The organism is Geodermatophilus sp. SYSU D00691 (assembly GCF_054050275.1).
On record NZ_JBJGYZ010000017.1, the window covers coordinates 75,880 to 92,841 of the forward strand.

General features: G+C 75.5%; 18 protein-coding genes. 12 read left to right on the forward strand and 6 right to left on the reverse strand.

Annotated features, from left to right (window positions below; all coding sequences use genetic code 11):
• Positions 1 to 79: 79 nt before the first annotated feature.
• The gene (locus ACI797_RS14155; protein WP_456859309.1) at positions 80 to 1,096 is read right to left on the reverse strand and encodes an NADP-dependent oxidoreductase; all 1,017 of its coding nucleotides are present in this window, start codon (positions 1,094 to 1,096) and stop codon (positions 80 to 82) included.
• Between the two features lie 59 nt (positions 1,097 to 1,155).
• Between ACI797_RS14155 and msrA the strand changes: the two genes are divergently transcribed.
• From msrA to ACI797_RS14180, 5 genes are all read left to right on the forward strand, one after another.
• Entirely contained in the window at positions 1,156 to 1,809 is a 654-nt protein-coding gene (gene msrA, locus ACI797_RS14160) for a peptide-methionine (S)-S-oxide reductase MsrA (protein WP_456859310.1), read from the forward strand.
• Positions 1,810 to 1,838: 29 nt separating this feature from the next.
• Positions 1,839 to 2,756 carry a haloalkane dehalogenase gene (locus ACI797_RS14165; protein ID WP_456859311.1) on the forward strand — a complete coding sequence of 306 codons (918 nt, stop codon included), beginning with the start codon at positions 1,839 to 1,841 and terminating at the stop codon, positions 2,754 to 2,756.
• Complete coding sequence (locus ACI797_RS14170) at positions 2,753 to 3,862, forward strand: class I SAM-dependent methyltransferase (RefSeq protein ID WP_456859312.1); 1,110 nt, start codon at positions 2,753 to 2,755, stop codon at positions 3,860 to 3,862. Before ACI797_RS14165 ends, ACI797_RS14170 begins: the two co-directional genes overlap by 4 nt.
• Positions 3,863 to 3,905: 43 nt before the next feature.
• Positions 3,906 to 4,994, forward strand: a complete 1,089-nt coding sequence (locus ACI797_RS14175) for a class I SAM-dependent methyltransferase (protein WP_456859313.1) — start codon at positions 3,906 to 3,908, stop codon at positions 4,992 to 4,994.
• A 125-nt stretch (positions 4,995 to 5,119) separates the two neighbouring features.
• Positions 5,120 to 6,703 (forward strand): methyl-accepting chemotaxis protein, encoded by a 1,584-nt coding sequence (locus ACI797_RS14180; protein ID WP_456859314.1) that lies wholly within the window; start codon positions 5,120 to 5,122, stop codon positions 6,701 to 6,703.
• A gap of 54 nt (positions 6,704 to 6,757) precedes the next feature.
• Here ACI797_RS14180 and ACI797_RS14185 read toward each other — a convergent pair whose 3' ends face one another.
• Positions 6,758 to 7,081, reverse strand: coding sequence for a phosphoribosyltransferase (locus ACI797_RS14185; protein WP_456859316.1), 324 nt, complete (start codon positions 7,079 to 7,081; stop codon positions 6,758 to 6,760).
• Between the two features lie 241 nt (positions 7,082 to 7,322).
• Between ACI797_RS14185 and ACI797_RS14190 the strand changes: the two genes are divergently transcribed.
• On the forward strand, positions 7,323 to 7,775 hold the full coding sequence (locus ACI797_RS14190; RefSeq protein ID WP_456542239.1) for a hypothetical protein: 453 nt from the start codon (positions 7,323 to 7,325) through the stop codon (positions 7,773 to 7,775).
• 7 nt (positions 7,776 to 7,782) lie between these two features.
• On the opposite strand, the gene pucL is transcribed toward ACI797_RS14190, so the two are convergent.
• Genes pucL through uraD form a run of 3 tightly spaced genes read right to left on the reverse strand, consistent with a single transcriptional unit; the run spans position 7,783 to position 9,540 of the window.
• Positions 7,783 to 8,673 carry a factor-independent urate hydroxylase gene (gene pucL / locus ACI797_RS14195; RefSeq protein ID WP_456859317.1) on the reverse strand — a complete coding sequence of 297 codons (891 nt, stop codon included), beginning with the start codon at positions 8,671 to 8,673 and terminating at the stop codon, positions 7,783 to 7,785.
• Positions 8,674 to 8,731: 58 nt separating this feature from the next.
• Positions 8,732 to 9,049 (reverse strand): hydroxyisourate hydrolase, encoded by a 318-nt coding sequence (uraH, locus tag ACI797_RS14200; RefSeq protein ID WP_456542237.1) that lies wholly within the window; start codon positions 9,047 to 9,049, stop codon positions 8,732 to 8,734.
• Entirely contained in the window at positions 9,046 to 9,540 is a 495-nt protein-coding gene (uraD, locus tag ACI797_RS14205; RefSeq protein WP_456859318.1) for a 2-oxo-4-hydroxy-4-carboxy-5-ureidoimidazoline decarboxylase, read from the reverse strand. The genes uraH and uraD overlap by 4 nt, the downstream gene beginning before the upstream one ends.
• Positions 9,541 to 9,593: 53 nt before the next feature.
• On the opposite strand from uraD, the gene aceB reads away from it, so the two are divergent.
• From aceB to ACI797_RS14235, 6 genes are all read left to right on the forward strand, one after another.
• A complete protein-coding gene (gene aceB / locus ACI797_RS14210; RefSeq protein ID WP_456859319.1) occupies positions 9,594 to 11,165 on the forward strand; it encodes a malate synthase A in 1,572 nt (523 codons plus the stop codon).
• A 119-nt stretch (positions 11,166 to 11,284) separates the two neighbouring features.
• Complete coding sequence (locus tag ACI797_RS14215) at positions 11,285 to 12,472, forward strand: DUF6986 family protein (RefSeq protein WP_456859341.1); 1,188 nt, start codon at positions 11,285 to 11,287, stop codon at positions 12,470 to 12,472.
• Between the two features lie 67 nt (positions 12,473 to 12,539).
• A complete protein-coding gene (locus tag ACI797_RS14220; RefSeq protein ID WP_456859320.1) occupies positions 12,540 to 13,205 on the forward strand; it encodes a DUF5701 family protein in 666 nt (221 codons plus the stop codon).
• 109 nt (positions 13,206 to 13,314) lie between these two features.
• Entirely contained in the window at positions 13,315 to 14,334 is a 1,020-nt protein-coding gene (locus ACI797_RS14225) for an anti-sigma factor RsbA family regulatory protein (RefSeq protein ID WP_456859321.1), read from the forward strand.
• A 101-nt stretch (positions 14,335 to 14,435) separates the two neighbouring features.
• The gene (locus tag ACI797_RS14230) at positions 14,436 to 15,269 is read left to right on the forward strand and encodes an SDR family oxidoreductase (RefSeq protein WP_456859322.1); all 834 of its coding nucleotides are present in this window, start codon (positions 14,436 to 14,438) and stop codon (positions 15,267 to 15,269) included.
• Entirely contained in the window at positions 15,266 to 15,781 is a 516-nt protein-coding gene (locus tag ACI797_RS14235) for a MarR family winged helix-turn-helix transcriptional regulator (protein WP_456859323.1), read from the forward strand. The genes ACI797_RS14230 and ACI797_RS14235 overlap by 4 nt, the downstream gene beginning before the upstream one ends.
• Here the strand turns inward: ACI797_RS14235 and ACI797_RS14240 are convergent.
• Positions 15,778 to 16,791 (reverse strand): ATP-dependent DNA ligase, encoded by a 1,014-nt coding sequence (locus ACI797_RS14240; protein WP_456859325.1) that lies wholly within the window; start codon positions 16,789 to 16,791, stop codon positions 15,778 to 15,780. The two genes, ACI797_RS14235 and ACI797_RS14240, sit on opposite strands and share 4 nt — an antisense overlap.
• Between the last annotated feature and the right edge of the window lie 171 nt (positions 16,792 to 16,962).

Consider the following 16,962-nt stretch of genomic DNA (forward strand, 5'->3'; position numbering starts at 1 on the left):
CGGGTGCGCCACCCCCCGTGCCGGTCCGATTCCCCGTCCCGCCAGGACGGAAAACCGGACCGCGGGGAGCCGGAAACGGTCAGGCCGGGTCGGGGGCGAGCCGGACGACCATCTTCCCGGTGTTGCCGCCGCGCAGGAGGTCGAGGAACGCCGGCACCGCCTCCTCGAGGCCGTCGCGGACCGTCTCCCGGACGACGAGCGACCCGTCGCGCAGCCAGCCGCCGACCGTCTCGGCGAACTCGGGCCGCAGGTCGCCGTGGTCGCCGACCAGGAACCCGCGCAGGGTGATCCGCCGCCCCACCAGCAGCGAGAGGTTGCGTGGTCCCGGCGGCGGCTCGACGGCGTTGTACTGGGAGATCGACCCGCAGATCGCGGCCCGCCCGTGCAGCCGGAACGCGCCGATCGCCGTCTCCAGGTGCTCGCCGCCCACGTTGTCGAAGAAGACGTCGATCCCGTCGGGGGCGGCGCCGGCGAGCAGCTCGGCCACCCGGCCGGCGTGGTAGTCGAAGGCGGCGTCGAACCCGAGCTCCCCGGTGAGCCAGGCCACCTTGGCCGGGCTGCCGGCGCTGCCGACGACGCGCGACGCCCCGCGCAGGCGGGCGAACTGCCCCACCAGGCTGCCCACCGCCCCGGCCGCGCCGGAGACGAGCACCGCGTCGCCCTCCCGGAACGCGGCCACGCGGAACAGCCCCGCGTACGCGGTCAGGCCCGGCATGCCCAGCACGCCGAGGTGGTAGCTCGGGGGCACGTCGAGGTCGGGCAGGACGCGCACGGCGCCCGCGTCGAGGACGGCGACGTCGCGCCAGCCCGCGTTCGTCAGCACCAGCGCGCCCTCGGGCACGTCGGCCGAGCGGGACCCCACCACGCGGCCGACCGCGCCGCCCTGCATCGTCTCGCCGACCTCCCACGGCGGGGCGTACGAGGGGCCGGGGCGCATCCGGCCGCGCATGTACGGGTCGACCGACATCGCCAGCATGCGGACGACGACCTGCCCGTCGGCCGGGTCGGGGTGCTCGTGCTCGACCAGCCGGAAGTCCTCCGGCGTCGGCTCGCCGTGCGGTCGGGCGGCGAGCTGCCACTCACGGGTCGTGATCACCCGCTGATCCTGCACTCCGGAGCGCCCGGCGGGTTGCCCGGGCGGCCTAGGCTCGGGACATGGTCTTCTCCCGGTTCAAGACGCAGCCGGTCTCGGCCGCCGACGCCCTCCCCGGCCGCCCCACCCCGCTCCCGCACGTGCCCGAGGTGCACGCCGTCAACGGCAACCGCATCCAGCCCCCCTTCCCCGCCGGCCTGCAGACCGCCGTCTTCGGCGCGGGCTGCTTCTGGGGCGTGGAGAAGGTCTTCTGGCAGACGCCGGGCGTCTACTCCACCGCCGCGGGCTACGCCGGCGGCTACACGCCCAACCCGACCTACGAGGAGGTCTGCTCGGCGCGGACCGGCCACACCGAGGTCGTCCTCGTCGTGTTCGACCCCGCGCAGATCTCCTACGAGCAGCTGCTCAAGGTGTTCTGGGAGGACCACGACCCCACCCAGGGCATGCGCCAGGGCAACGACATCGGCACCCAGTACCGCTCGGCCATCTACTACGACGGCCCCGAGCAGGAGGCCGCCGCCCGCGCCAGCCGCGACGCCTTCCAGCAGCGGCTGAAGGAGGCCGGGTACGGCGAGATCACCACCGAGATCGCCCCGCTGCAGGAGTTCTTCTACGCCGAGGACTACCACCAGCAGTACCTCTACAAGGTGCCCAACGGCTACTGCCCGGTGCACTCCACCGGCGTCTCCTGCCCGGTCGGCCTGCCCGGCGTCTGAGGCCGCGGCGAGCGGGGAACGAGACGCACGTGGAGGTGCTGAGGACGCCGGACGACCGGTTCGCCGGTCTGCCGGACTTCCCCTACGAGCCGAGCTACGTCACGTTCACCACCGACGACGGCGACCCGCTGCGGGTCGCCGTCGTCGACGTGGGCCCGCCCGACGGCGAGCCGGTCCTGCTCATGCACGGCGAGCCGTCCTGGTCGTTCCTGTACCGGCACGTGATCCCGCCGCTCACGGCCGCCGGGCTGCGGGTGGTCGCCCCCGACCTCGTCGGGTTCGGCCGGTCCGACAAGCCGGTGGACCCGGCCGCCTACACCTACGCCCGGCACGTCGAGTGGATGCGGCAGACCCTGTTCGAGGGGCTCGGGCTGACCGGGGTCACCCTCGTGGGGCAGGACTGGGGCGGGCTGATCGGGCTCCGGCTGGTGGGCGAGCACCCCGACCGCTTCTCCCGGGTGGTCGTCGCCAACACCGGCCTGCCCACCGGCGACCACCCGGTGACCGAGGCGTTCCTCGCGTGGCAGCGGTTCGCCGCGACGGCGGAGGCGTTCGACATCGGCCGGGTGGTGCAGAACGGGTCCCTCATGCCGCTGCCGCCCCCGGTGGTGGCGGCCTACGACGCGCCCTTCCCCGACGACCGGTACAAGGCCGGTGCGCGGGTCTTCCCGTCTCTGGTGCCGACCCGGCCCGACGACCCGGCGGCCGCGGCCAACCGGGCGGCCTGGGAGACGCTGACCCGCTTCGACAAGCCGTTCCTGACCGCGTTCTCCGACGGCGACCCGATCACCGCCGGCGGCGACCGGGTGTTCCAGCGGCTCGTCCCCGGGGCGCAGGGGCAGCCGCACACGACCCTGGCCGGCGGCGGGCACTTCCTGCAGGAGGACGTCGGCCCGCAGCTCGCCCACGTGGTCGCGGGGTTCGTCGCCGCCACCCCCGCCCGGTGAGCGACCTCTTCGCCCAGCTCTCCCGCGAGCCCGACGTCGAGGCCCCGGACCTCGTCGCGGTCGACGCCACCGACCGGCTGCTGCTGGACGAGGCCGCCGGGCTGATCGCCGGCGCCGGCCCGGGGGAGGTCGCCGTCGTCGACGACTCCTACGGGGCGCTCACCCTCGGCGCGGTCGCCCTGCACCGGGCCGACGGCGTCCGCGTCACCCAGGACCTGCTGGTCGCCGAGCGGGCGCTGGCCCGCAACGCCGAGCGCACCGGGCTCACGGGCTCCTTCGCCCGCACCGGCCTCGACGCCGCGCTGGCCGACGGCGCCCGCGTCGTCCTGGTCAAGGCGCCCAAGGCGCTCGACGCGCTGCGCGAGATCGCCGAGGTCGTCGCCGCGTCGGCCGCGCCGGACGTCACGGTGCTCGTCGGCGGGCGGGTCAAGCACATGACGCACGCGATGAACGACGTCCTGCGCGACTCGTTCACCGACGTGTCGGCGACCCTCGCCCGGCAGAAGTCGCGGGTGCTGGTCGCCCGCGGCCCGCGCGCGGTGGCGTCGTCCTTCCCCCGGCGGCAGCACCACCCCGACCTCGGGCTGACCGTGTGCGCGCACGGCGCCGCCTTCGCCGGCACCCGGGTGGACCTCGGCACCCGGGCGCTGCTGCGGGCGCTGCCGCACTGCGGGGACGGCACGGCGCTCGACCTCGGCTGCGGCACCGGCGTGCTGGCCGCCGCGCTGCCCCGCGAGGGGGTGCGGGTGGTCGCCACCGACCAGTCGGCGGCCGCGGTCCGGTCGGCCGCGGCGACCGCCGCGGCGAACGGCGTCGCGGTCGAGGTGCTCCGCGACGACGCCGCGGAGAGCGTGCCGGCCGGCAGCGTCGACCTCGTCGTCTGCAACCCGCCGTTCCACCTCGGGGCGGCCGTGGTGACCAGCGCCGCCGACCGGTTGTTCGCCGCCGCGGGCCGGGTGCTGCGGCCGGGCGGCGAGCTGTGGACGGTGTTCAACTCGCCGCTGCCGCACCCCGTGGCGCTGCGCCGGCTGGTCGGGTCCACCCGGGTGGTCGCCCGCGACCGGCGCTTCAGCGTCGCCGTCTCGACCCGCCGGGACGGGACGTAAGGCCCTGTCGGGCGGGAGCGGAGCGAGGCCACGGTCGGGGTCCGTGACGACGACCGAACCCGACGAACTGCAGCGGACCGCCCTGGCCGACCGGCTGGTCGCCGCGGTGACCGGGGCCTTCGAGGCCGCCGCGGTCGAGCTCGGCGGGCGCCTGGGCTGGTACCGGGCGCTGGCCGCCGCCCCCGCCACGGCACCCGAGCTGGCCGAGCGCACCGGCACCGACCCGCGCTACGCCCGCGAGTGGCTGGAGCAGCAGGCCGTGGCCGGCTACCTGACCGTGGACGACGTCGACGCCGCGCCGGACGACCGCCGCTACACGCTGCCGGCCGCGCACCGGGACGTGCTCGTCGACGAGCTGAGCCCCGCCTACACCGCGCCGCTGGCCCAGGTGGCCGTCGCCTTCACCCGCAACACCGGGCGGCTGGTCGACGCCTACCGGACCGGCGGCGGGCTGAGCTGGCACGAGATGGGGCCGGACGCCTGGGAGGGGCAGGCCGCCGCCAACCGCCCGTTCTTCCTGCACTCCCTCGTGCCCGAGGTGCTCGCGACGCTGCCGGACGTCGACGCCGCGCTGCGCGCCGGCGGCCGGGTCGCCGACGTCGGCTGCGGCATGGGCTGGTCGTCGATCGGGATGGCGCTCGGCTACCCGGCCGCGCGCGTCGACGGCTACGACGTCGACGTCCCCTCGGTCGAGCAGGCGCAGCGCAACGCGCACGAGTCCGGCGTCGGCGACCGGGTGCGGTTCCGGGTGGTCGACGTCGGCGACCTCGCCGAGGACGGCGCGTACGACCTGGTGCTGGCCTTCGAGTGCGTGCACGACCTGCCCGACCCGGTGTCGGTGCTGCGGGCGATGCGGCGGATGGCCCGCCCCGGCGGCACGGTGCTGGTGGCCGACGAGCGGGTCGCCGAGCGGTTCACCGCGCCCGGCGACGAGGTCGAGCGGCTGATGTACGGATACAGCCTCTTCTGCTGCCTGCCCGACGGGATGTCCACCCGGCCCTCCGTCGGCACCGGCACGGTGATGCGCCCGGCGACCCTCGAGCGGTACGCGCGGGAGGCCGGGTTCGCCGGCGTCGAGGTCCTCCCGGTGGAGCACGACTTCTTCCGCTTCTACCGGCTCCACGCCGGGTGACCCGGGTCACGACCGGATCAAGACTTCCCGTCCTCGACCGTTCGGCTGTAGTCACTCCAACCGTGTGCCGAAGGAAGCGGCACGGTGGACCGCCCACCGGTACAGCCGGCCCGCTGGGGAGCACCGTGGCCCGTTCCTGGTCCGACCGTCCGCTGGGCACCAAGCTCGCCGTCCTCGTGGCCGCCGGCGCGGTGGCGCTCGCGGTCTTCGCCCTGATCACCGTGCGGGCGCTGCAGGACACCGGGGAACGTGCCGAGACGCTGCTGGACGCCAACGCGGCGACAGGGCTGGCGCTCGAGGCGGACATGATGCACGACGCAGTCCGGGCCGACGTGCTGCAGGCGCTGCTCAGCGGCGGGGTGGGGGACCGGTACGCGGGCGCCGTCGCCGACCTCGACGCCCACACCGCCAACTTCCACGACATCCTCGACCGGCTGGCCGCCGCGCACCTCTCCGGCGAGGTGGACGCGGCCGTGGCGCAGGTGGTGCCGGACGTCGAGGCCTACCTCGACGCCGCCGGGCAGGTCGTCGCCCTCGCCGGGCGGGACCCGGCCGCGGCCGGCGCGCTGTACCCCGCGTTCGGCGAGCAGTTCGGCGCCCTCGAGGACTCGCTGCCCTCGGTGGGCGAGGCGATCGAGGCGCACGCCGGCGCCGCGGTCGACCGGACCACCGCGGAGCGCGGCACCGCGATCACGCTGGCGGTCCTGGTCGCCGCCGTCGGCGTGGCCCTGCTGGCCGGCCTGGGCTGGGTCATCACCCGCTCCGTCGTCGGCCCGCTGCGCCGGGTGGGTGCGGTCGTGGCCGCCCTCGCCGAGGGCGACTTGCGCGGTGAGACCGGGGTGACCAGCCGCGACGAGGTCGGTCGGATGGCGGTGGCGCTGGAGGCCGCGATGGCCGACATGCGCACCGTGGTGGCCGCGATCGGCGACAGCTCGACCACCCTCGCCTCGGCGACCGAGCAGCTCTCGGCCAGCGCCCAGGACATGGCCCGCCTGGCCGGCGAGTCCTCCACGCAGAGCAGCGCCGTGGCCACCGCCGCCGGGCAGGTGTCGACGAGCGTGCAGACCGTCGCGGCCGGCTCCGAGCAGATGGGGGCCAGCATCCGCGAGATCGCGCAGAACGCCGCCGAGGTCGCCCGGGTGGCCGGTCAGGCGGTCGAGGTGGCGGACACGACCACCGTGACCGTGGCCAAGCTCGGGGAGTCGTCGCTGGAGATCGCCGGCGTGGTCAAGACGATCACCTCGATCGCCGAGCAGACCAACCTGCTGGCGCTCAACGCCACCATCGAGGCGGCTCGGGCCGGCGAGGCGGGCAAGGGCTTCGCCGTCGTGGCCAACGAGGTCAAGGAGCTCGCGCAGGAGACGGCGAAAGCCACTGAGGACATCGCGCAGCGGGTCGAGGCCATCCAGGCCGACACCGACGGCGCGGTGCGGGCCATCGGCGAGATCTCCTCGATCATCGCCGTCATCAACGACTCGCAGGGCACCATCGCCGCGGCCGTCGAGGAGCAGACCGCCACGACGACGGAGATGAACCGCAACGTCGCCGAGGCCGCGCAGTCGGCCGACCGGATCGCGGAGAACATCCAGGCCGTGGCCGGCGCCACCGGCTCCACCCAGCAGGCCATGGCCGACGCGCGGTCGGCCATCGAGGAGGTGGCGCGGATGGCGTCCGCGCTGCACTCCTCGGTCTCCCGCTTCCGGTACTGAGCGACCGGGAGGAGCGGCGCCGGCGGCGGAGGGTCTCCCGCCGCCGGCGCCCACCTACCTCGCCCGCCGCACCACCGGCGGCAGCGTCGACCAGGGGAAGTCGATCCACCGGTCGGTGCGCTTCCACACGTGGTCGCAGCGGACGATCGAGCGCGGGTTCTCGTAGATGACCGCCGTCCGCACCTCGGCGACGTACCCGGCGCAGAAGTCGCGGACCAGCTCCAGCGTCTTGCCGGTGTCGGCGACGTCGTCGGCCACCAGGACGTTCGCGCCGGTGAGGTCGACGACGTCGAGCGTCGGCGGCAGGACGACGGGCAGCTCGAGCCGCTCGTCGACGCCGGTGTAGAACTCCACGTTCATCACGAAGAGGTTCTTCACGTCCAGCGCGTAGCCCAGCGCCCCGCCCGGTGCGGCCTCCCTGCAGGGTCCTGCCGCGAGCTTGCGAGTGGTGGGGGGCAGGGAGGTCCTTCTACTGCTGCGCCAGGTCCCGGGCGGCGGTGCCGAAGGCCTCGTAGGTCAGCGTCTCCCGCGGTTCGCTCACCCGCCGATGGTGGCAGGGGCGGTCGGGCCCCTGGGCAGGCGGGCCGGGGAGGGGCAGGCTGGCGCCATGGGAGACCGGATGGCACGGATCGGTCGGCGGGTGCTGCCCTGGCTGGCCGCCTGGGTCGGCCTGCAGGTCGTCGTCGGACTGGCCGGCCGGCTGGCCGCGCGCCGGCTCGACGAGGGCGACGAGAGCACCAAGAGCATCCGCCGGGTGCGCACCCTGGGGCCGCTCGAGCTGCGCCCGGTCAACCCGGAGCTGTCCCGCCTCCGCGTCGACCTGGCCATGGCCGGCGGGGAGATCGACCTCACCGGCATCCGCGAGACCGCCGGCGTCGACCTCACCGTGCGCGCGGTGATGGGCGGGCTGGCCGTGCGGGTGCCGGCCGACTGGCGGGTCTGGTCGCACTTCCGCGGCATCGGCGGCGTCGGCACCGACGGCGGGCTGACCCGCACCCATGACGAGCACGAGGCCGACCTGCGCATCCACGCCGTCGCCGTGCTGGGCGGGATCGGCGTCGAGGCCGGCTGAGCCGGTCTCAGCAGAAGCCGGGCGTGCCCTCCCACGCGATCTCGGCGGCCGGGACGTCGTCGCGCTCCACGACCCCCTCGATCAGCCCGTACGGGCGGTCGTCGGCGTGGTAGACGACGTCGGGGTTGTCCAGCCCGTACGCCGAGAGGTCCTGCAGGAAGTGGTGCTTGTTCGGCATCGACAGCCGGATCTCGGCCACCTCGCCGAAGCGGGCCAGCACCGCCTCGCCCATCGCGTACAGCGTCTGCTGCAGGGCCAGCGAGTGCGTCGCGGCGAAGGCCTCGAGCAGCGCGCCCCGGACGCCGGCGAAGGAGTCGGCGAAGTCGAGGTCGGCGGTCGTGTAGCGCCAGCGGGCGGTCACCGCGGTGGCCAGGATGCGGTCACGGGTCTCGGCCAGGGTGGTGTACCGGTCGCGGGGGAAGCCCCAGAACTCCGAGCCGGTGGTCTTCAGGACGACGAGGTCGGCGAGGCCCGCCAGCACGTGGACGTCGTCCCCGTCGACGGTCACCACCGCCGTCCGCACCTCGCCGCCGTCCCGCCGGAACGCGTGGTCGTGCGGGGTGCCGCCGACCGGGATCCGCGACCAGCCGTAGGACTCGACGGCCACCCGCGCGCCGGTGATCCACGGGTAGGAGCCGCCGAAGTGCCGGGCCAGGCGCAGGCCGAACTCCTCCGGCTGGCCGACCCCGTCGCGGGCGAAGGCGAACACGGTGTTCTTCTGCGCGTCCGTGGTCAGCACGTGCGCGTTGTCGCCCGCGGTGTGGGCCGCGGCGAAGTCGCCGCGCAGGCTGCTGCTGACGTTCAGGTCGACGAGGGTGTGCCGCGGGGAGCTGCGGTCGACCGCGACCACCCGCACCTCGGCCTTGCCGTACTGGTTGCGCCCGAGCCTGATCGCCATGCGCGCACTGTAGGAGCGGAGTGGATCCGTGCGTGTGACGCCGACGGATCCCCTCCGGTCACGAGCCGCGGTAGGTGGAGTAGGCGAAGGGGGCCAGCAGCAGCGGCACGTGGTGGTGCTCGTCGGGGTCGCGGACGGCGAAGCTGAGCACCACCTCGGGGTAGAAGGTGTCGCGGTCCTGGTGGGCGAACCAGGCGCCGGTGGCGAACACGAGCCGGTGCCGCCCCGGCTCGGTGGCGCCCTCGAGCAGCCGGCAGCGGCCGTCGGCGTCGGTGACGCCCCGCGCCAGCAGCTCCTCACCGGCGAACAGCCGGACGGCGATCCCCTCGGCCGGCCGCCCGTTCACCGAGTCCAGCACGTGCGTGCTGACGCTCATGAGACCAGTCCCCTCACCCGGAGGCCCGTGATCTGGGCCAGTTGCTCGACGACCTCGCCGCGCTCGCTCTCCTCGTCGTTACCCAGCCGGCGGCGGAGTTCAGCGAGCATCTCCTCGGGTGAGCGGCCGGCCGCGCGGATGAGGAACACGTGGTCGAACCGCTCCTCGTAGGCGCGGTTGCCCTCGAGCAGCGCCGTCCGCACGTCGTCGCCGGCGCCGGTCATCGAGCTCTGCTCCCGGCGTGACGCCTGCGCCTCGGCCGACGAGCCCTCGACCCGGTCGCCGATGCGCGGGTGGGCGGCCAGCGCGAGCTCCACCTCGGCCCAGGGCAGCCCGCGGACGACGTCCTCGGCGCGGGTGACCAGCGTGTCGACGTCGCGGTAGGGCCGTCCGGCGGCCACCTCCGCGGCGAACCGGGGGGCGGCGTTGCACGTGCGCAGCGACTGGACCACCTGGTCGGGTGGATCGGCGTTGAAGTCGTCGAGGGCCACGGTGGGAGGATGCCAGCCCTGCTGGTCACCGGCCCGAGGCGAGGAGAGCCGCGATGCCCGACGTGCGCGTGGAGGGTCCCGAGGTCGAGCGCTCCGCCGAGGTGCTCACCCCCGAGGCGCTGGAGTTCGTCGCCGACCTGCAGGCCCGGTTCGGCGGGCACCGCGACGCGCTGCTCGCCGCCCGCGCCACCCGGCGGGCCGAGATCGCCGCCGAGCGGCGGATCGACTTCCGCCCGGAGACTGCGGAGATCCGGGACGGCGACTGGCGGGTGCCGCCGCCCCCGCCCGGCCTCGAGGACCGCCGCGTGGAGATCACCGGCCCGACCGAGCCGAAGATGGCGGTCAACGCGCTCAACTGCGGCGCCAACGTGTGGCTGGCCGACCTGGAGGACGCCAACACCCCGCACTGGCGCAACGTCGTCGGCGGGCAGGTGGTGCTGCGCGACGCCGTCCGCCGGACGCTGGAGCTCACCGCCCCCGACGGCCGCGAGTACCGGATCCGCGACGACGCCGTCCTGCCCACGATCGTGCCGCGGCCGCGCGGCTGGCACCTCGACGAGCGGCACCTCCTCGTCGACGGCAGGCCGAGCGTCGGCGCCCTGGTCGACGCGGGGCTGTACCTGTTCCACAACGCCGCCGAGCAGCTGGAGCGGGGCAGCGGGCCGTACTTCTACCTGCCCAAGATGGAGGGGCACCTCGAGGCGGCGCTGTGGGCGCGGGTGTTCGACCACGCCGAGCAGCTGCTCGGCATCCCCGAGGGCTCGATCCGGGCGACGATGCTCATCGAGACGATCCCGGCCGCGTTCGAGATGGAGGAGATGCTGCACGCGCTGGGCAGCCACGCCGCCGGGCTCAACGCCGGCCGCTGGGACTACCTGTTCAGCGTGATCAAGGTCTTCCGCGAGGCCGGGGCCGGGTTCGTGCTCCCCGACCGGGGCGCGGTGACGATGACCGCGCCGATGATGCGGGCCTACACCGACCAGCTGGTCGCCGTCTGCCACCGCCGGGGGGCGCTGGCCATCGGGGGCATGGCGGCGTTCATCCCGAGCCGGCGCGACCCCGAGGTGAACGAGCGCGCGCTGGCCAAGGTCCGCGAGGACAAGACCCGCGAGGCCGGCGACGGCTTCGACGGCTCGTGGGTGGCCCACCCCGACCTGGTGCCGGTCTGCCGGGAGGTCTTCGATGCCGTCCTGGGGGAGCGGCCCAACCAGCTGGACCGGCAGCGGCCCGACGTGGCGGTGACGCCGGAGCAACTGCTGGACGTCGCCGGCGTGCCCGGCGAGCGGACCATGGCCGGTCTGCGGGCGAACGTCGAGGTGGCGATCCGCTATCTGGCGGCGTGGCTCGGCGGCAACGGCGCGGTCGGGATCCACAACCTCATGGAGGACGCCGCGACGGCGGAGATCAGCCGCTCGCAGGTGTGGCAGTGGGTGCACAACCGGGTCGTGCTCGACACGGGGGAGACCGTCACCGAGGAGCTGGTGCGCTCGGTCGTCGCCGAGGAGGTCGCGGCGATCGGCGAGCTGCCGCGGCTCGACGACGCCCGCCGGCTGTTCGAGCAGGTGGCGCTGGCCGACGACTTCCCCGACTTCCTCACCCTGCCGGCCTACGAGCTGATCGATTGAAGGACCCCCGTGCCCCCCACCGCTCGCTTGCTCGCGGCGGGCCCCTGCACGAGGGCCAGAACCCACCGGAGTGAACGCTGACTCTCCACGAGGACGTCTACGCCGAGCTGGACCGGCGGCTGGAGCCGGTCGACGCCGCGCGGATCGCCGCCTATCCCGGCGAGCGGGCCGGCCGGCAGCCGGTGCACACCTGCTACGTGCCGGCCGACGCCGTCGCGCCCGGCCTGGCGGACGCGTGGGGCTCGGCCGCCCTCGCCGCCCTCGACGAGCACGGCCTGCCCGACCTCGGCCTCGCGCCCGCCCTGGTGGAGGAGGTGCTGCCCCGGGTGCGCGCCAAGCTCGCCGCCGAGCCGGTGGAGGACCTCCGCGTCGACGCCGAGGACGGCTACCGGGGCGGGGCCGACCGGGAGGACGACGACGTCCTCCGCGCGGCGGCCGCGGTCGCCGGCGAGCCGCTGCCGTCGGTCGGCGTCCGGGCGAAGTCGCTGGAGGGGCCGACCCGCCGCCGCGGCGTCCGCACCCTCGACCTCTTCCTCGGGGCGTACGCGGAGTCCCACGGCGCGGGAGACGCGGCCCTGGGTCTCCGCTCGACCGTGACGCTGCCCAAGGTGACCGACGTCGAGCAGGTGCGCGCCTTCCTGCCGGTGCTCGACGCGCTCGAGGACGCGCACGGCGTGGCGCTGGACCTCGAGCTGCAGGTGGAGACCCCGCAGGCGGTGCTCGGTCCGGACGGCGCGGCGACGGTGGCGCGCATGGTGCACGCGGCCGGCCCGCGGCTGACCGGCCTGCACTACGGCACCTACGACTACAGCGCCTCGCTCGGCATCGCCGCGGCCCACCAGTCCTCCGACCACCCGGCGGCCGACTTCGCCAAGCAGGTCGTGCAGGTGGCGGTCGCCGGCACCCGCGCCCGGGCGGTCGACGGCTCGACCAACGTGCTGCCGGTGGGCCCGCGCGAGCAGGTGCACGCGGCCTGGCGGCTGCACGCGGGGCTGGTCCGGCGGGCGCTCGAGCGCGGCTTCTACCAGGGCTGGGACCTGCACCCGGCGCAGCTGGTCACCCGCTACGCGGCCACCTACGCCTTCTTCCGCGCGGCTCTGCCGGCCGCCGCGGCCCGGCTGGCGGCCTACCTCGACCGCACCGGGGCCGGCGTCCTCGACGAGCCGGCGACCGCCCGTGCGCTGGCCGGGGTGGTGCTGCGCGGGCTCGACTGCGGGGCGCTGGAGGAGACGGAGGTCACCACCGCGGTGGGAGTGCCGTTGGTTGAGGTCGTTAAGCTGGCCGGCCGGCGGCCTGGGGAGCCCTGAGGCGCCGCCGATCGTGCCGAAACGGCGCGCGGACGACGCGGCGCCGCCCGAGGACGAGAGGGACCCGATGACCGCTGTGGAGCCGACGACCGCGGTGCAGCCGCCCGTCGTCCGCACCGAGGCCGACCTGGAGTTCGACCGGCAGGTGGACGCGCTGGTGACGGCGGGGCTGCCGGCCTGGCGCGAGCTCGCCGACGAGTGCTTCCGCGCGTGGCTGGAGCCGCTGCGGGACCTGCTGCCGACCCTGCCGGGGAGCAGCGGCATCCCGTTCGTCGTCGTCGTCCCGGACGCGCCGGTCGTCGACGTGCTCGGCACGGTCCGGATGGTCGGCGGCGCCGGGTTCACCACGATGGAGCCCGGCGACCTCGCCGGCTTCCGCCCGCTGCCCGAGCTCGACGTCCCGGCGACGCCGTACCTGCTGCTCGACGTGGACCCGGGGCCGGACACGCTGGGCCTGCCGCCGACCCGCGCGACCGAGGAGATCGCCGCGGCCGGGCGCACCCCGCTGACCGTCGCGGAGGGCGTGGCGGTCCTCGTCTCCGACCACGGCGTGCTGCGGTCGCGCAACTGCTTCTCGCTGGCCGGCTCCCGGACGGGGGACAAGCGGGTGCCCGCGCTGTGGGTGAGCGCCCGCCGTCCGCGGCTGGGCTGGTGCTACCAGGGTGCCCCGCACACCTGGCTGGGCACGGCCTCGTGCGCCGGCCGGCTGGCCGCTCCCCCTCCCGGTTCGTGACGCGGAACGCACCACCCCGTGTCAAGCTCGGGTGGGCAGCGGCCGACAATCGATGTGAGCGCTGACAGCAGCGGTGCGGGGCACCGCCAGGAGCACGGTCGAGGGGCCTGTGAACGGAACGTCTGAGGAGATCGCGCCCTCAGCCGTGCCCGGCGCCAGGTCGGCCCCGGACGACGCCGTGCCCGAGGGCGCGGGCTCCTTCCGGCACGGCGCCGGGGTGTTCGACTCCGACACCACCCTGCTCGAGCTCGCCGTCCCGTACCTGGAGGAGGGGCTGGCCGCAGGGGAACTCACCGTGCTCGCCTGCCGCGCCGAGACGGCGGACGTCGTCCGCCGCGAGCTGGGCACGGCCGGCGGGCGGGTCGAGTACGACACCGGCCTCATCCCGGCCGAGACGGCGGGCCCCGACGTCTTCACCCACCTGCGGCAGTACACCCACCGGGCCACCCGGGGCGGTGCCGGCCGGGTGCGGGTGCTGGCCGAGGTGCCGGCGACCGACGACCCGCGGCAGGTGCGCGAGGAGATGCGGATCGAGGCCGTGGTCAACCACGTCCTGGCCGACCTGCCGCTGACCAACCTGTGCATCTACGACGCCCGCCGGCTGCCCGCGGACCTGGTCGCCAGCGCCGCCAGCACGCATCCGCACCTGGCGTCCGGGACGGCGTGGAAGAGCAACGACGCCTACCTGAGCCCCGCCGACTACGTCCGCTCCCTCCAGCCCGTCCCCGAGCCGCTGCTGGACGGCCCCCCGCTGGTCGTGGTCGACGACGCTCCCACGCTGCCGGAGCTCCGGCACCGGCTCGTCGACGCGCTCCCCGGGCTGACCGGCGACGAGGAGCAGCTGGAGGACCTCCGCCTCGGCATCAGCGAGGTGGCCGCGAACGCGTTCCGGCACGGCCGCCGGCCGGTCTCCGCGCGGCTGTGGAGCGACGGCACCCGGCTGGTCTGCCACATCACCGACAGCGGCAGGGCGTTCGCCGACCCCCTGGCCGGGTTCATCCCTGCGCACGGCTTCGACCTCGGCCGCGGCGGCATGGGCCTGTGGCTGGCCCGCAAGCTCTTCGACCACGTCGACCTGGTCCCCGGCCCGGCCGGGCTCACCGTGCGGCTCAGCACCGCGCTGCGCTGACCGGGACAGCTGACCGGGACGGCTCACCCGGACGGATCGACCGGGTGCCGGCCCGCCGCGTCGCTTGACTGCCGAGATACTTCACTGTTGAGGTACCGACTGTGATCGTGGTGACGGCGGCCGGCGGGACCACCGGCACCGCCGTCGTCCGGGCCCTGCGCGAGCGGGGCGAGGCGGTGCGCGCGGTCGTCTCCCGGCGCCGGTCGCGCCCCGAGCTGCAGGCGCTGGGCGCCGAGGTGGTGCAGGGCGAGCTCACCCGGCCGCAGCCGTGGCGCGACCTGCTCGCCGGCGCCGACGCGATGTACCTGATCTGGCCCAACTTCGACCCCGGCGAGGCCGAGGGCGCCCGGGCGCTGTTCGCCGAGGCCCGCCGCGCCGGGCTGCCGCGGCTGGTCTACCACTCGGTGCTGCGGCCCCAGGCGCGGGTGATGCCGCACCACGCGGGCAAGGACCGCGCCGAGGAGGCCCTGGACGTCAGCGGGGTGCCGTGGCGGGTGCTGCAGCCGTGCGCCTACGCCGACAACTTCGACGGGCAGCTGCCCGAGGTGGCCGCCCGCGGGGTGCTGCGCAGCCAGTGGGGGCTGCAGCAGGCCCAGTCGCTGGTGGACGTGCGCGACGTCGCCGAGGCCGCGGCGGTGCTGCTCACCGAGGACGGCCTGGACGGCGGCACCTTCGAGGCGGTCGGGCCGGAGCCGCTCACCGCGCCGCGGCTGGCCGAGCTGATGGGCGAGCGGCTCGGTCGCGGGGTGGTGGCCGAGGACGCCGTCCCCCGGGGGGACGTGCCGACCTCCTACGCCGGGCGGTGCCTGCGCACCATGTTCGACCACTACCGGGCGCACGGGTTCACCGGCAGCCCCCGCGTGCTCACCGCGCTGCTGGGCCGGCCGCCGCGCACCTTCGCCGAGCACCTGGCCGACCTGGCGGACGCCGCGTGAGCGGCGACGGGCGGGACGCCGTCGACCTGATCCTCGAGCAGTGGGCGCGGGAGCGGCCCGACCTCGACTGCTCGCCGATGGGCATCATCGGGCGGATCACCCAGGCCCAGCGGGAGGTCCACCTCGCCCAGCGGGCCACCTTCGCCCGGCACGGCCTCGACGCGCCGGCCTTCGACGTGCTCGCGGCGCTGCGCCGGGCCGGCGAGCCCTACCAGCTCACGCCCACGGCGCTGATGCGCACGGCGCTGGTGACGTCGGGGGCCATCACCCAACGGCTGGACCGGCTGGAGGAGAAGGGCCTCATCACCCGCGAGCGCAGCGAGGCCGACGGGCGCGCCGTCGTCGTCACGCTGACCGACGCGGGCCGCGCGGCGCTGGACGCCGCCCTCCCCGACCACCTGGACACCGAACGGCGGCTGCTCGCGGGCCTCTCCGCCGCCGAGCGGGCGCAGCTGGGCGACCTGCTGCGCCGCTTCCTCGTCGCCCTCGGCCGCACCCCGCAGGAGCCTTAGAGCTCCGCGAGGTCCTCGGGGCGCAGGTCGGCCCGCACCCGGACGAAGCGCATCGGGTGCCGGAAGACGCCGGCCTGCAGCGCCGCGTCGGCGCTGACCTCGACGACGACGTCCGGCTCCACCTTCGTCAGCGGCACCGAGAGCCGGCCGCCGCCGAACCGGCCGGTGCCGATCCGGTCGGGCCACGGGTGGTCGGGGCCGGCCGGGCGCAGGACGGCGGCCAGCTCGGCGGCCTGCCGCGGCGAGAGGGGGCTGGTGCGCCCGACGACCACCAGCTCGCCGTCGCGCACCAGGCCGGCGACGAGCTGGCTCGGCTTCTCGATCGAGCCGATCACACCGCCGGCGATGATCTCCGTCGTCTCCCAGGACTTGACCTTGAGCCACTCGCGGCGGCCCGGCGCGTAGCGGCTGGAGGCGCCCTTGACCACCAGGCCCTCGACGCCGGCGGGGCGGAAGTCGGTGAACCACTGCCGGGCCTCCTCGACGTCCGCGGTCAGGGGCGAGAGCTGCAGCGGGGGCGCCCACCGTGCGGCCAGCGCCTCCAGCTGCTCGCGGCGGACGCGCAGGGTGCGCCGGCGCAGGTCGGTGCCGCCGGCGGCCAGCAGGTCAAAGGCGACGTACGAGGCCGGGGCGGCGGCGACCAGGGCGGGGATCCGGCCCGGCGCCGTCGAGATGCGCTGCTGGAGCAGGCCGAAGTCCAGCCGGGAGCCGTTCCAGACGACCACCTCGCCGTCGACCACGCTGCCGGCCGGCACCTGGGCCACGGCCGCGGCGGCGATGTCGGGGAAGCGGTCGGTGAGGTCGCGGCCCTGCTTGGACCACAGCCGGGTGGAGCGCGCCGCGCGGACGACGACGAGCCGGTAGCCGTCCCACTTGGGCTCGTAGCGGCAGCCGCCCGGCAGCCCGCTCGGGGGCGGGATGTCGCGCACCGGCTTGGCCAGCTCCACCGCCACCGGTCCGGCGAGGTCGGGCGGGAGGTCCGGCAACCCCGGGACGAACGACGACGGCACCCGGACAGGGTGCACGGACCGTCATCGGCGTCGCGCCTCCCCGACGAGGCGTGTCACCCGATCGTGGCAGGTCCCTACGCTGCGCGAACGCACCCGAGAGGGGCAGCAGCGGGCCGCTCGGGCAACCGGAACCGGCCGGTCGTCGCCGGATCGTGACTCGAGCGCGGTCAC

Bases quoted from the DNA above. Each gene is read 5' to 3' on its own strand.
- pucL (WP_456859317.1), bottom strand. From the start codon at position 8,673: ATGGCGATCAGGCTCGGGCGCAACCAGTACGGCAAGGCCGAGGTGCGG.
- ACI797_RS14220 (WP_456859320.1), top strand. From the start codon at position 12,540: ATGACCGCTGTGGAGCCGACGACCGCGGTGCAGCCGCCCGTCGTCCGC.
- msrA (WP_456859310.1), top strand. From the start codon at position 1,156: ATGGTCTTCTCCCGGTTCAAGACGCAGCCGGTCTCGGCCGCCGACGCC.
- uraH (WP_456542237.1), bottom strand. From the start codon at position 9,049: ATGAGCGTCAGCACGCACGTGCTGGACTCGGTGAACGGGCGGCCGGCC.
- aceB (WP_456859319.1), top strand. From the start codon at position 9,594: ATGCCCGACGTGCGCGTGGAGGGTCCCGAGGTCGAGCGCTCCGCCGAG.
- ACI797_RS14190 (WP_456542239.1), top strand. From the start codon at position 7,323: ATGGCACGGATCGGTCGGCGGGTGCTGCCCTGGCTGGCCGCCTGGGTC.